Genomic DNA, 14395 nt, shown 5'->3' with positions numbered 1-14395 from the left:
CCCCGGAGGCGGCCGCCCCGGCCCCTACTCCGCCCGGTCCACCCGGACGCTGCCGTTCTGGCTCTTCAGCTCGACGGACCGATCGCTGCCCTTGGTGTTCGGCACCGAGGAATGCGACCGTCCGTTGGTCGCCTTCGCCGTCACCCGATACGTCTCACCGCCCTTCGGCAGCGTGACGTTCACGTTCCCGTTGCCGGCCGAGGCGGTGACCTTCCGCGGCGGCGCCGCGAACGTGGCCTGCACCCGCCCGTTGGTCGTCGTCGCGGAGAATTCCTGCGAGGTGATGCCGGTCGCCGAGACATTGCCGCCGGAGACCGTCAAGCCCAGCTTTCCGGAGATCTTCTCCACCTCCGCGGAGGCGTCCTTGACGTGCAGATCCAGAGGCTGCGCGAGCCCCGTGGCGCTGACCGGGCCGGCGGTGCTCGACACGTCGACGGCCGCGCCCTTCGGCACCGTCACCGTGTAGGCCGCCTCGCAGGACAGGGAGATGCCGTGGCAGTCCGTCCGCAGGGTCAGCGTGGACCCTTCCAGGGACCACTCGGAATTGTCCGAGTCCCCTGCCTTCCCCTTGAGCGTCCGCTGGACGCGGACCCTCCCGTCGTTGTCACCGGTTTCCAGCCGCACCGATGAATTGGCTGCTCTGATGGACAGCTTCTTGCCCGCGTACTCGAAGTCCCGCTTCTCGCTCTTGCTTTCGTCGCTCGTCGTCATGTCACACGAACTCACCACAAGGGACACGACAACGGCCCCGAGCACAGTGGAAATCAGGCGCGCGCGATTCACTATTCGTTCCCCCTCAGCAGGCGGCGATTCCACCCGCCTGCGCGACGTGGGAATCCCGTGATGTCACTGCCGGGGACCGGACCTCCGGCCCGGTCCCCGGCCAGAACACTCTATGTGCACCCGCCCGCGATTTTCCCGATGTGACCGAAAAGCAGGAGCACAACGATGACTTCGGGACTTCTGTCGCGCCGCGAAGGCCAATGGCGCCGCCGAGGCAACCCGCACGGCCGCTCTTGCGTTGTTCCGTTGCGGGCACCGGCGGTGCCGCCGGGGGCACTTGGCATTTGTACACGGCGGGGACTTCCGGGCGAATGTCCCGAAACCCCGGGGGCCGGAGCCACCGGCCCGGCCCCCGGGGTTTCGCCGGTGCGCCGGACGCGGCGCGCCTACGCCCGGCCGGCCGTCTTCTGGGTCCTGCGGGAGACGGAGTCGATGACGACGGCTGCCAGGAGGACGGCTCCGGTGATCATGTACTGAACGGCCGAGGCGATGCCCAGGAGGGCCATCCCGGAGGCGATGGACTGGATGACCAGGACGCCCAGGAGAGCCGACCAGGTCTTGCCGCGGCCGCCGAACAGGCTCGTACCGCCGATGACGGCGGCGGCGATCGCGTTCATCAGCAGGCTGCCGGCGCCGGAGGACTGGTTCGCGGCGTTGATCTGGGAGGCCAGGAACATGCCCCCGACGGCGGCCATCGTGCCGGCGAGGGAGAACACGGAGATACGGACGAACGCGACGTTGATGCCCGCCCGGCGGGCCGCCTCGACGCTGCCGCCGAGAGCGAAGACCTTGCGCCCGTACGGGGTGCGCCGCAGGACGAAGTCGAGGACGACCACGACGCCGAGGAAGATGACGACCGCGAGCGGCAGGCCCTTGTACTGGTTCAGCAGCCAGGCCACCAGGTAGGCGGGGACCGCGAGGACCACCGTACGCAGGATGATCTCGCTCAGCGGCCTGCTCGGGACGCCCGCGGCCGCGCGGCGGCGCGCGTCGAGGAGCGAGAGGCCGAGGAAGGCGAGGACGGCGACCGTCGCCAGGCCGTACGCGGCGGCCACATCGGTGAAGTAGTGGTTGGTGAGCTGGGCGACCAGACCGCTGTCGTCGAGGTTGATGGTGCCGTTCGAGCCGAGCACCTGGAGCATCAGGCCGTTCCAGCCGAGCAGCCCGGCGAGGGTGACGACGAAGGCGGGCACGCCGACGCGGGCGAAGAAGAAGCCGTGCAGGGCACCGGCCACGGTGCCGGTGAGGAGGGCCAGGATGAGGGCCGGCCACTCCGGCACGCCGTTGTTGATGGTGAGGACGGCGAAGACCGCGGCGGCCAGACCGCTGACCGAGCCGACGGACAGGTCGATCTCGCCGAGGATCAGCACGAAGACGATGCCGACGGCGATCAGTCCGGTGCCGGCGGCCGTCACGAACAGGTTCGAGAGGTTCTCGGCGCCGAGGAACGCCGCGTCCTGGAGCTGGAAGACGATACCGATGACGACGAGGCCGACGACGACCGGCAGCGAGCCGAGTTCGCCGCTGCGCGTCTTGTGCCGGAACTCGTCGAGGTAGCCCTTGAAGCCCTGCTGCCGTACGAGCAGCCGCGGGTCCACGGCGGTGACGGCGCCTTCTGCCGGGGGCGCCGCGTCGACCGGCTCGTCGCCGGTCTCGGAGAGGTTGGTGGTCACTTCTTGGCCTCCGCGGTGCGGGCCGTGCGCCGGGTCACGGCGTTGTCCGTGGCGCCGGTGATGGCGGAGATGATCTCTTCCTGACTGGTGCTGCGGACCTCGAAGGTGCCGTTGTTGCGGCCCAGCCGCAGCACCGCGACCCGGTCCGCGACAGCCTTGACGTCGGCCATGTTGTGGCTGATGAGGAGGACGCCGAGACCGCGCTCGCGCAGCCGTTCCACGAGGTCGAGGACCTGGGCGGTCTGCTCGACGCCGAGCGCCGCGGTGGGCTCGTCGAGGATGACGACCCGGGGCTCGCCGAGCAGGGAGCGGGCGATGGCGACGGTCTGCCGCTGGCCGCCGGAGAGCGAGGCGATCGGGATGCGCACGCTCGGGATGCGGATGGCGAGGGTGGCGAGCAGCTCGCGGGCGCGGCGCTCCATCTCGACCTCGTCCAGCACCCCGGCGCGGACGATCTCGCGGCCGAGGAAGAGGTTGCCCACGACATCGAGGTTGTCGCAGAGCGCGAGGTCCTGGTAGACGGTCGCGATGCCCAGTTCCTGGGCGGTGTGCGGCCGGTCGACGGTGACCGGCCGGCCCTCCCATTCGACGACGCCGTCGTCGGCGGGGCCGACGCCGGCGATCGCCTTGACGAGGGTGGACTTGCCGGCGCCGTTGTCGCCGACCAGGGCGACGACCTCGCCGGGGTGGATCTCCAGTTCGACATCGGTGAGCGCCTGGACGGCACCGAACCGCTTGGAGATTCCGCGCAACGCCAGCACGGGCGCAGCGGACACGTGAATCATCTCCTTCACCGCCTGACCGGCGGGAACGCGCCGTCCGGCGCCGGGCCCCGGGCCTTCGGCCGACGGGCGGGGCCGGCGGGCGGCGGGGCCGGGCGGACGGCCGGGCTCACTTCAGGCCGGCCTGGGCGCAGGCGGACCGGAACTTGGCGGTGCAGATCTCGGCCTTGGTGAAGAAGCCCTCCTGGCCGACGTACTTCGCGATGTCGCCCTTGGTCAGCGCGAAGGGCGTCACGATGACGGACGGCACCTTCTTCGCGGTGGCGCTGTCGACGGTGGACTCGGCGATCGCGTCGAGCTTCTTGCCCTGGGCGAGCGCGACGGCCATCGACGCGGCGGCGTCGGCCTCCGGTTTGTACGGCTTGTAGACGCTCATGAACTGCTCGCCGCCGAGGATGCGCTGGACGGCGGAGAGTTCGGCGTCCTGGCCGGTGACCGGCGGCAGCTTGGTGAACCCGGCGCTCTTGAGGGCGGTGATGATGCCGCCCGCCATGCCGTCGTTGGCGGAGTAGACACCGATGATCTTGTCCTTGCCGAGCGAGGAGATGGCGCCCTTCATGTTCTCGTTGGCGTTCTCCGGCTTCCACTCCTTGGTGTCGTACTCCTTGCCGATCTTGACCTTGCCGTCGAGCACGGAGTGCGCGCCGTCCTTGTACATCTTGGCGTTCGGGTCGGTGACCGACCCGTTCATCATGACGATCTCGCCCTCGTCGACCTTGTCACCGAGCGCCTTCAGGAGCGACTCGCCCTGGATCCGCCCGACCCGCTCGTTGTCCACGGAGGTGTACGCCCTGATCGGGCCCTCGGCCAGCCGGTCATAGGCGACGACGGGTATGCCCTTGTCGTCGGCCTTCTTGACCGAGGCGGCGATGGACTTGGCGTCCACGGCGTCCAGGATCAGCGCGTCGACCTTCTTCGTGATCATCGTGTCGACCTGCTGCTGCTGGACGGCGGGGTCCTGCTTGGCGTTGTCGTAGAGGATCTCGGTGTCCGGGCCCGCCAGCTCGCGGATCTTCTTCTCGATCAGCGGCTTGTCGAACCGCTCGTAGCGCGCGGTCTGGTTCTCGGGCAGCAGGAGGCCGATGGTCAGCGGCCCCTTCTTGTCCTTCCCGGCGTTCGCGTCGCCGCCGGCTTCCTTGGCGGAACCGCAGGCGGCGAGGCCGCCGGCCAGCGAGACGGCGGACGCGGCCACGGCAGCACGACGCAGATGCGTGTTCACGGATGAAACCTCCCTGACGAGGCCGCGCCGTTGCGGCCGAGGTGGCTGGAAGTCAACTCGGCCGCTCGCAGACCGTCAAGGAGTAAATACTTAACGAGATGACAACGGTGCCATGCGTTAGCTGTGTGAACTCAGCGTGCTTCGTGCCGTCAGGCAATGGCAGAGGTACCCGTGCTGTCGGCGGGCCGGGCACCGGCGACGGCGGGCACGCCGGGGGCCGGCCGCCCGCCCGACGGCGCGGCCCCCTCGGGGGGCAGCGTGCCGTCCAGCAGCGTCGAGTCGCCCATCTCGCTCAGGACGAGCGCCAGCGCGCCGAGCACCTCGGCGCGGCCCCCGAGCGTGCCCGGGACGACCCCGAGCTGCCGCGCGGCGCTGGGGATCGCGTACCGCGACACCGACTCCCTGATCGGCCCGAGCACCAGCTCCCCGGCGTCCGCGAGGTCGCCGCCGAGCACCACCCGGCTCGGGTTGAGCAGATTGCACAGGTTGGCCACGCCGCTGCCGATGTGCCGCCCCACGTCCCCGATCACCCGGCGGCACCCGGGGTCACCCTCCCGGGCCAGCCGGACCACCTCCGCCATCGTCAGGTCGGGGCCGTGGCTCGGCTGGAGCAGCGGCAGCACGTACCGGGCGGCGGTGAAGGTCTCCAGGCAGCCGCGGTTGCCGCAGCGGCAGACCGGCCCGGCCTCGTCCAGCGTGATGTGCCCGATCTCGCCGGCCGTGCCGCCCGGCCCCCGGTAGATCCGGCCGCTGATGACCAGGCCTGCGCCGACGCCGCTGGCGACCTTGATGTACGCCAGGTCGGCGGCGCCGCGTCCGCTGCCCCAGACCAGCTCGCCGAGCGCGCCGAGGTTGGCGTCGTTGTCGACGTACACGCCGACGCCGAGCCGGCCGGACAGCTCCTCGCCCGGGTTCGTACCACTCCAGCCCGGCAGGATCGCGGTCGAGCCGAGCGTGCCGGACTCCACGTCGATGGGGCCCGGGACGCCGAGGCCGACGCCGATGACCTTGCCGGGACCGACACCGGTCGCCTCGACGAGCCGGTTGACCAGGCGCTCGGCCCGGTCGAAGCCCTCCGCGGCGGAGGCGTCCACGTCGATCGGCTCGGTCTCCTCGGCGAGCACCTGGTGGGCGAGGTTGCCGACCGCGACCCGCAGGTGCGAGTGACCGAAGTCGACGCCCACGACGATCCCGGCGTCGCCGGAGAGCGAGACGCTGCGGGCCCGGCGGCCGCCGGCGGAGGTCGGCGTGACCTCGACGGTCCCGGCGTCCTTCAGTTCCCGAACGATGTTGGAGACCGTGGCCGCCGACAGGCCCGTACTCCGGGCGATCTCCGCCTGGGTGAGGGAGCCCGCCATACGCACCGCGCGTACGACCCGCTCCAGATTGGCCCGGTGCAGCGAGGACTGCGAACCCGGAGTCTCCATCGACTCATCCACTCCCGCCTGTAGCGCCCGGCACGACGACCGGCCGCCGGCCGGGCCACACCGACGGGACCCGGCTTGTCTCCAACATGTGAATCTAAGCTGACGTGCCCGGGTCCGGTTCCGTCAAGTCCTCGACCGGGTACGCCGGGCCCGTGGCCGAATCCCGGCCCTCCGGCGGGCAGCGCAGCGGCCCCCGCGGGACGGCGGGGGCCGCTGCGCCGTGCGGTGTACGGCGTGCCGCCACGCGGCTCGCGCGCCGGGGCGCGGGCTACTTCAGGGCGCCCGCCGTCAGGCCCGCCACCACCTGCCGCTGGAAGATGATGTACGCGCCGAGCACCGGCAGCATGGCGATGGTCAGCCCCGCGAACAGGCCGGACCAGTCACCCTTGTAGCCCTGGCTGACCGCCAGCGCGACCAGCCCCTGGGTCAGCACCTTCTTGTCCGGGTCGCCGACGTTCAGCACCGTCGGCAGCAGGTACTGGTTCCACTGCCCCAGGAAGTTGAAGATGCCGACACTGATCAGCCCGGGTTTGGCCATCGGCAGCATGACCTGGAAGAACGTACGCGTGTGGGACGCGCCGTCGATGAGCGCGGCCTCCGCCACCGACGACGGCAGCGTTTTGAAGAACCCGCTGAGGAAGAAGACGGTGAACGGCAGGGAGTAGGCGACGTAGACCAGGATCAGGCCGTGGTAGGTGTCCAGCAGGGCCATGTTCTTCATGACGAAGAACAGCGGGACCAGCGCGAGGATGACCGGGAAGCCCATCCCGCCCACGAACAGGAAGTAGACGAAGCGGTTGCCCGGGAAGTCGAACCGGGCCAGGACGTATGCCGCCATCGCCCCCAGCAGCATGGTCCCGATCAGCGATCCGCCGACCACGATCAGCGAGTTGAAGAAGTACTGGCCCATGTTCGCCTTGTCCCAGGCGCGTGACCAGTTGTCGAAGTGCAGGGCCGACGGCAGCCCCCAGGGCGAGCCGAAGATCTCCCCGTCGTCCTTGAAGGAGCTGACCACCGCCCACAGCAGCGGCATGGTCACCAGCAGGCCCCAGATGACCAGGACGCCGTGGGAGAAGACGTTCAGGACCCGGCCCCCGCCGCTCCCGCCGTTGCCCCTCTCGCCGCTCCGGCCCGTCGCGGCCGGGGTCTTGGTCTGCACGCTCATCAGAACTCCAGTCGCTCACGCCGGCCCAGCCGCATGACGATGGCCGAGAAGATCAGGGTCACTATCAGCAGGGCGACGCCGATCGAGGTGGCGTAACCGGCCTGACCGTCGCGGAAGGTCTTCTGATAGACGTACAGCGGCAGCACCTCGGTGGAATAGTCCGGGCCGCCGGGCCCGACGCTCATGATCTGTACGAAGGCGAAGGCCGACACGTCCAGGGCCAGGATGCCCATATAGATCCAGCCGGTCTGCACGGTGTCCCACAGCAGCGGCAGGGTGATTCTGAAGAACGTGTTGATCCGGTTGGCGCCGTCCAGCAGCGCGGCCTCGTAGAAGTCCTTCGGTATGGAACTCATGCCGGCCGAGAAGAGCACGACGTAGAAGCCGACGTTGGCCCAGATCATCGCGCCCATGATGCACCAGAGCGCGAGTTGCGGGTCGCCCAGCCAGTTGGGCTGCACGTCGTCCAGCCCGACCGCCTGGAAGAAGGCGTTCAGCGCGCCGCTCTCCGGGTTGTAGGCGAACTGGAAGAGCAGGGCGACGATCGGGACCGACAGCACCTGCGGGAAGAAGTAGAGAATCTTGTACGTGCCGGACCCGCGTACACCGCCGATGACCGCCTTCTTCCTGCGGCGGCCGCCGACGTTGAGCATGAAGGCGAAGAAGAGCCCGAGCGAGAGCGTCACCACCGGCAGCAGAAGCAACAGCGCCACACTGTTTCCCACCGAGGCCCAGAAGACGCTGTCCTTGAAGAGGCGCGTGTAGTTGTCGAACCCGACCATTTTCATGTCCGAGCTGAGGCCGGTCCAGTCCGTGAAGGAGTAGTAGATCGCCTGCACGAACGGCGATATCACGAAGATCGCGTATATCGCCAGGGGCAGGACCAAGAACCCGGCTATGAAGCGGTATTTACCGTGCTGCATGACTACCGATCCCGTTCTTTCCCCGCGACTGCCGTAAAGGCCACCGCTGGTGACGCGTGAGATGCACCGGTCAGCGCTTGTACTTCTTGACGCTGCTGTCGTCGCGCGTCTCGTCCGCGTACTTCTGGATCTTGTTGATCGCTTCGTCGGGAGTCATCCGGCCCGCCATCATCTCGCCCAGCACGCCGACGCCGATCTTCTCCTTCTGGAGCGCCACGTACCAGTCCTGCAACCGGGGGTTGACGATGTTCCGGCCGGCTTTCCGCAGGACCTGCTGCGCCGATTCCAGGCCCGGGGGCAGGGTCAGGCCCTCCGTGCCGCCGTTGAGCGAGGTCAGCGAGGAGACCTGCTTGATGAAGTTCTGCGAAGACTTCTTGCTGAGCATGATGCGCAGCATCTCCATGCCGCCGGGGGCGTTCTTCGCCTGCTTGGGCACGATGAACGGTTCGCCACCGGAGGCCCAGATCGTGCCGAACGGCAACTTGTCCGAACCGGAAAGGCTGGACGGGGGACCGACCGCGAGCTGGAAATCCGGGTTCTTCTCGATCTGCTTGGCCGACTCGTTCTCGACCCAGGAGCCGTTGGGAATGAAGAGGGCGCTGCCCTCGGCCCACGCCTTCCCCGCCTGGAGGTGGTCCAGGCCGGGCGAGCCCTTGAGGACGTACCCCTTCTTGTACAGCTCGTAGTACGCGTCGAAGGCCGCCTTGACCGCCGGGTCCTTCCAGGCGTTCGGCTCCAGGTTGTCGATCCTCCGCAGCACCTCCGTGCCGCCGATCTTGGCTATGAAGGGGTACAGGCTGAAGGGGAGGTAGTAGGGGTACTTGCCCGGGTAGGTCCAGCCGGCCACGCCCTTCTTCTTCGCCTTCTCGCACACGGCGAGCATCTCGTCCCACGTCTCGGGATATTCGGCGTCGGCCACCTTCTGGAGGTTGGTCCGGGAATACCAGAGGCCGTAGACCGTGTACGCGTAGTAGAGGATCCAGGTTTCCTCGCCGCCGAACTGCCCCATCTCGACCACGCCGGGGCGCAGGGTGTCGCGCACCTTCTTGTCCGGGTCGTCCGCCGACGGGGCGTCGAGCAGCGGCGTGAGATCGGCGAGCTGGTTCTTGGAGACCAGCGTGCCGAAGTCCATCTGTTCGGCGCCGGAGTTGTCCACGAGATCCGGCGGGTTGCCGCCGTTGAACCGCGGCTGGAGCGTGGACTGAATCTTCTGGGTGGAGGTGAGCTTGACCTTGCCCTTGGTCTTCGGGAAGGCGGCGATGTATTCGGCCTGGGCGTCCTTGGCGTATTTGTCGCCGAACCCGCCGTCGAAGATGACGACGTCGAGGGCGGCGCTGTCATTGACCGCCAGCGGATTCTTGGCGGACTTCTGCCCCTTTTCGACCTTCTCGCCGCCGCCACCACCGCTGCTGGCGCACGCGGACAGCGCGCTCATGGCCGGTACGGTGACGATTCCGAGCGCCGCGGCCCGCTTGATCAGGCCGCGACGGCTGAAATCTGAGGTGGATCCCATGCGCAAGTCCTCGCCTTCTTCAGGACTCAGGCGGTGTACCGGAGCCACCCCGGCACCGCGGGTCAGATGAAGCTGAGTTGTACGGGATGTGCACCGGGCGCGCTAGAGATGTGCGGGGCCGATTTCTTGTCCTGCCCCGCAGGTCCTCCCGGGTCCGCGACGTCGTTCGCACAGTCGCTCGGACGCCGACAGGTATAGTCCACTTCACGTCAACTCGGCAAGATCGTAAGCAAGTTCGGGCCGCCATCTTTCCCGAGTTGAGACCTCGTCGGTATGCGTCGCTTCCACCGGAAACTTCTGGCCGCCGCCCGCGGGGTCACCCTTGACAACAAAGACCCCACACACCTTACTTATCTCTGCATTACGCATCTGACAACGATGTCAGCACCGTGGAATGTCGCTTCGTTGAGAGGTACGCGTGCGGCTCAGACACCGGCACAGACCCCTGCTCGGCACGGTCCGCCCCGTCGCGCTCGCGGCCGCGGCCCTGCTCGTCCTGACGGCGCACTCCCCCGCCGTCGCGGCTCCGCCCCAAAAGCCGCCGACGGAACGGCAGTTCCGTTCCTCCTTCGAGGCCACCGACCCGCAGCCCGCCTGGCAGGACACCGTCGAGACCGGACCGGACGGCGCCGGGAAGGCCTCCGGGGTGGGCCCGCAGAGCGGCCCGGGCGCCGGTATGAGCAGCCACCCCGACACCGGCCCCACCGCCTCCCCCACCGCCAGGACCAACGCGGGCTTCAGCGGCCTGCGGGCCCTGCGGTACGCGGGGACGCACACCGCGGCCGGCCGCGGCTACTCGTACAACAAGGTCTTCGACGTCGACGTGCCCGTCACGGCCGCCACATCACTGTCGTACAAGGTCTTCCCCGAGATGGCCGCCACCGACCTGGGCTACCCAGCGACCCATGTCGCGCTCGACCTCGCCTTCACCGACGGCACCTACCTCAGCGAGCTGCGCGCCACCGACCAGAACGGCGCCCCGCTGACCCCGCGCGGCCAGGCCGCCGCCAAGACGCTCTACGTCAACCAGTGGAACCACCGCTGGTCGCGCGTCGGCGCGGTGGCGGCGGGCAAGACCGTCGACCGGATCCTGGTCGCGTACGACGCCCCCACCGCGCCGAAGACGACGCCGGCCTTCCGCGGCTGGGTGGACGACATCACCCTCGGCCCCGAGGCCCGGCAGAAGCCGCCCGCCCACCTCGCCGATCACGTGGCGACCACCCGGGGCACCAACTCCAGCGGCAGCTTCTCGCGCGGCAACACCTTCCCGGCCACCGCCGTGCCGCACGGCTTCAACTTCTGGACGCCGGTGACCAACGCGGGCTCCACCGACTGGCTGTACGAGTACGCGCGGAAGAACAACGCCGCCAACCTGCCCACCCTCCAGGCGTTCGCCGCGAGCCACGAGCCGAGCCCCTGGATGGGCGACCGGCAGACCTTCCAGGTCATGCCGTCCACGGCCGCCGGTACCCCGGACGCGGGCCGCACCGCCCGTGCCCTGCCCTTCCACCACGCCAACGAGACCGCGAAGCCCCACCACTACGGCGTCACCTTCGACAACGGTCTCAAGGCGGACATCGCCCCGACGGACCACGCGGCGCTGATGCGCTTCACCTTCCCCGGCGACGACGCGAACCTGATCTTCGACAACGTCAACAACAACGGCGGGCTCACCCTGGACGCCGGGCGGGGTGTCGTCACCGGCTTCTCCGACGTCCGGAGCAACCTGTCGACCGGCGCCACCCGGCTGTTCGTGTACGGCGTGCTCGACGCGCCGGCCACCGCGGGCGGCAAACTCAGCGGCGGGGGTGGGCCGGACGTCACGGGCTACCTGAAACTGCGGCCCGGCGCCGACCGTACGGTCTCGCTCCGCATCGCGACGTCCCTGATCTCGGTCGACCAGGCACGCGCCAATCTGGAACGCGAGATTCCGGCGGGCGACTCCTTCGAGCGGGTCCGGGACCGAGCCCGTGCCCAGTGGGACGGCATCCTCGGCCGCATCGAGGTCGAGGGCGCGAGCCGGGACCGCCTCGTCACCCTCTACTCCAGCCTCTACCGGCTCTACCTCTACCCCAACTCCGGATATGAGCAGGTGGGCACCCGCGCCCGGTACGCGAGCCCCTTCGCGCCACGGACCGGCCCGGACACGCCGACGCACACCGGGGCGAAGATCGTCGACGGTGCGGTGTACGTCAACAACGGCTTCTGGGACACCTACCGCACGACGTGGCCCGCCTATTCCCTGTTCACGCCCGAACAGGCGGGGAAAATGGTCGACGGCTTCGTCCAGCAGTACAAGGACGGCGGCTGGGTCTCCCGCTGGTCCTCCCCCGGATACGCGGATCTGATGACCGGCACCAGCTCGGACGTGGCATTCGCCGACGCGTACCTGAAAGGCGTGAAGTTCGACGTCACGGCGGCCTATGACGCGGCGGTGAAGAACGCCACCGTGGTACCGCCCGGCCCCGGTGTCGGCCGCAAGGGCATGACCACCTCGCCCTTCCTCGGCTATACGAGCACGGACACCAAGGAAGGCATGTCCTGGGCGCTGGAGGGATATCTCAACGACTACGGCATCGCCCGTATGGGACAGGCGCTGTACGAGAAGACGAAGAAACCGCGCTACAAAGAGGAAGCGGCGTACTTCCGCAACCGCGCCCGCGGCTACGTCAAACACTTCGACAGCGCGGTCGGCTTCTTCCAGGGCAAGGACGCGGCCGGCAACTGGCGGCTGCCCCCGGACCGGTTCGACCCGCGCGTATGGGGCCACGACTACACCGAGACCAACGCCTGGTCCTTCGCCTTCACCGCACCTCAGGACACCCGCGGCCTGGCCAACCTGTACGGCGGCCGGGCGGGCCTGGCGAAGAAACTCGACGCGTACTTCGCCACCCCGGAAACCGCGGCGAGGGAATTCGCCGGCTCGTACGGCAACGTCATCCACGAGATGACCGAGGCCCGGGACACCCGGATGGGCATGTACGGGCACAGCAACCAGCCGTCGCACCACATCGCGTACGCCTACGACGCCGCCGGACAGCCGTGGAAGACCCAGCAAAAGGTCCGCGAGGTCCTCTCCCGCCTCTACCTGGGCAGTGAGATCGGCCAGGGATATCCGGGCGACGAGGACAACGGTGAGATGTCCGCGTGGTACGTCTTCAGCGCGCTCGGTTTCTATCCACTGGTGATGGGGGCGCCCGAATACGCGGTCGGCTCCCCGCTGTTCACCAGGGCCACCCTTCATCTGGAGAACGGCCGCGATCTCGTCGTCGAGGCCCCGCGCAACAGCGACCGCAATGTGTACGTACAGGGCCTGCGGGTCAACGGAAAGCCCTGGCATTCCACCGCGCTGCCGCACTCCCTGCTCGCCCGCGGCGGCACCCTGGAATTCGCGATGGGACCGCGGCCCTCCGCCTGGGGCACGGGCAGGAACGCGGCACCGTCGTCCCTCACGACCGACGACCGGGTGCCCGCACCGGACGGTGACCTGACCGCGCCGGGCAGCAGCCCCCTCCTGGACGACACGTCGGACACCACGGCGTCCTTCACATCCGTCCCCGTGACCTTTAAGTCGGCGGCGCGGGTGACCTCGTACACCCTCACCTCGGCGGCGAAGGGCGACGCTCCCGCCTCCTGGGTGCTGGAGGGCCGGGACCGGCACGGCAAGTGGCGGACGGTCGACCGGCGCCGGGGCGAGTCCTTCACCTGGGACCGGCAAACCCGGGTGTTCACGGTCAAAGCGTCCGGCAGGTACTCCCGTTACCGCCTCATCCCCACAACCCGGGCGACCCTGGCGGAGGTTGAACTGATCGGCCCGTCGCAGCGGACGCCCCGGACCGATGGATCAGATCATCCGCAAACCGGTTGACATGTGAAGGCCTTGTGCAAAGATCCTGAGGATCACGCGACGCACCTCATGTAGGTGCGTCGCGCCTCATCACCTGTCAAATGGAGAATTACGTGGCCAAACTTCTCGGCCGTAAGCACGGGCGCGCCCTGTCGCGTCTGGCTGTCGCGGCGGTAGCCGCCGCCCTGGTCGGCACCAGCGCCTCAGCCGCGGTGGCGGACGCGCCGGCGCCGGTCCCCGCCCCGGTCAAGAAGCTCGACATCGGCGCGGTGACGCAGACCGCGCCGAAGGCCCGTGCCTCGGCCCGCGTGCAGGCCCAGGACGCGCCGGTCTTCGGCCTCTTCGGCGTCGAGCGCTCTTCCGGTTTCCTGTACCACTACGACCCGAACGGCACCGGCGGCCTCGACGAGCGCCTGTTCGCCGGAGCCGACTGGGACCTGCTCAAGGCCGCGGCCCCGGTCGACCACAACGGCGACAGCCGGGGCGACGGCCTCTGGGCCTGGGACTACGCCGGCAACCTGTACTACTCCGACGCCCGGACCGAGGACGAGGCCCGGACGATCGGCAGCGGCTGGAACATCTACGACAAGGTCCTGTCGCCGGGCAACCTGGGCGGCGGCACCGCGTACGACGTCCTGGCACGCGACAACTCGGGCGTGCTGTGGCTCTACCTCGGCTACGACAACGGCAAGGTCGACCCGCGCGTCAAGGTCGGCGCCGGGTGGGGCGGCTACACCCAGATCTCCGGCAAGGGCGACCTGACCGGCGACGGCAGGGCCGACATCGTGGCCCGGGACTCCTCCGGTGTGCTGTGGCTCTACAAGGGCACCGGCAACTACAAGGCGCCCTTCTCGCCTCGCGTCAAGATCGGTGCGGGCTGGAACGCGTACAACACCCTGGTGTCCACCGGCGATGTGGACATCGACGGCCAGGCGGACCTGCTCGCCCGTGGCACCGACGGCAAGCTGTGGCTGTACAAGGGCACCGGCAACGCCTCGGCCCCCTTCGCGCCGCGCAAGCAGCTCGGCTTCGGCTACAACACCTACAGTTGGCTGTTCTAGCC

Annotated in this window: 10 protein-coding genes; 2 read left to right on the top strand and 8 right to left on the bottom strand. The window is 69.0% G+C overall.

Going from position 1 to position 14395, the window contains the following annotated elements; translation table 11 throughout:
* Positions 1–24: 24 nt before the first annotated feature.
* From ACH4EB_RS04610 to ngcE, 8 genes are all read right to left on the bottom strand, one after another.
* On the bottom strand, positions 25–711 hold the full coding sequence (locus ACH4EB_RS04610; RefSeq protein WP_398345845.1) for a DUF4097 family beta strand repeat-containing protein: 687 nt from the start codon (positions 709–711) through the stop codon (positions 25–27).
* Between the two features lie 458 nt (positions 712–1169).
* A complete protein-coding gene (locus ACH4EB_RS04605; protein ID WP_398345844.1) occupies positions 1170–2456 on the bottom strand; it encodes a sugar ABC transporter permease in 1287 nt (428 codons plus the stop codon).
* Positions 2453–3241 (bottom strand): ATP-binding cassette domain-containing protein, encoded by a 789-nt coding sequence (locus ACH4EB_RS04600; protein ID WP_398345843.1) that lies wholly within the window; start codon positions 3239–3241, stop codon positions 2453–2455. The genes ACH4EB_RS04605 and ACH4EB_RS04600 overlap by 4 nt, the downstream gene beginning before the upstream one ends.
* 106 nt (positions 3242–3347) lie before the next feature.
* Entirely contained in the window at positions 3348–4457 is a 1110-nt protein-coding gene (locus ACH4EB_RS04595) for a substrate-binding domain-containing protein (protein WP_398345842.1), read from the bottom strand.
* A gap of 149 nt (positions 4458–4606) precedes the next feature.
* A complete protein-coding gene (locus ACH4EB_RS04590) occupies positions 4607–5884 on the bottom strand; it encodes an ROK family protein (RefSeq protein WP_398345841.1) in 1278 nt (425 codons plus the stop codon).
* A gap of 268 nt (positions 5885–6152) precedes the next feature.
* Positions 6153–7049: a carbohydrate ABC transporter permease gene (locus ACH4EB_RS04585; RefSeq protein ID WP_398345840.1), complete on the bottom strand. Its 897-nt coding sequence runs from the start codon at positions 7047–7049 to the stop codon at positions 6153–6155.
* Positions 7049–7972, bottom strand: coding sequence for a sugar ABC transporter permease (locus ACH4EB_RS04580; RefSeq protein WP_361151351.1), 924 nt, complete (start codon positions 7970–7972; stop codon positions 7049–7051). Before ACH4EB_RS04580 ends, ACH4EB_RS04585 begins: the two co-directional genes overlap by 1 nt.
* A 70-nt stretch (positions 7973–8042) precedes the next feature.
* Complete coding sequence (gene ngcE, locus ACH4EB_RS04575; protein ID WP_398345839.1) at positions 8043–9485, bottom strand: N-acetylglucosamine/diacetylchitobiose ABC transporter substrate-binding protein; 1443 nt, start codon at positions 9483–9485, stop codon at positions 8043–8045.
* Between the two features lie 418 nt (positions 9486–9903).
* Between ngcE and ACH4EB_RS04570 the strand changes: the two genes are divergently transcribed.
* On the top strand, positions 9904–13353 hold the full coding sequence (locus tag ACH4EB_RS04570) for a GH92 family glycosyl hydrolase (protein ID WP_398345838.1): 3450 nt from the start codon (positions 9904–9906) through the stop codon (positions 13351–13353).
* A 92-nt stretch (positions 13354–13445) separates the two neighbouring features.
* Positions 13446–14393: an FG-GAP repeat domain-containing protein gene (locus ACH4EB_RS04565; RefSeq protein ID WP_398345837.1), complete on the top strand. Its 948-nt coding sequence runs from the start codon at positions 13446–13448 to the stop codon at positions 14391–14393.
* Positions 14394–14395: the final 2 nt, after the last annotated feature.

The organism is Streptomyces sp. NPDC018045, from assembly GCF_044327445.1.
Classification (GTDB): Bacteria; Actinomycetota; Actinomycetes; order Streptomycetales; family Streptomycetaceae; genus Streptomyces.
This window is presented reverse-complemented; position numbering and strand designations above follow the sequence as displayed.

Excerpts from the sequence above, each read along its gene's own strand:
- ACH4EB_RS04610 (WP_398345845.1), bottom strand. The coding sequence starts at position 711 with ATGACGACGAGCGACGAAAGCAAGAGCGAGAAGCGGGACTTCGAGTAC.
- ACH4EB_RS04580 (WP_361151351.1), bottom strand. The coding sequence starts at position 7,972 with ATGCAGCACGGTAAATACCGCTTCATAGCCGGGTTCTTGGTCCTGCCC.
- ngcE (WP_398345839.1), bottom strand. The coding sequence starts at position 9,485 with ATGGGATCCACCTCAGATTTCAGCCGTCGCGGCCTGATCAAGCGGGCC.
- ACH4EB_RS04590 (WP_398345841.1), bottom strand. The coding sequence starts at position 5,884 with ATGGAGACTCCGGGTTCGCAGTCCTCGCTGCACCGGGCCAATCTGGAG.
- ACH4EB_RS04600 (WP_398345843.1), bottom strand. The coding sequence starts at position 3,241 with ATGATTCACGTGTCCGCTGCGCCCGTGCTGGCGTTGCGCGGAATCTCC.
- ACH4EB_RS04585 (WP_398345840.1), bottom strand. The coding sequence starts at position 7,049 with ATGAGCGTGCAGACCAAGACCCCGGCCGCGACGGGCCGGAGCGGCGAG.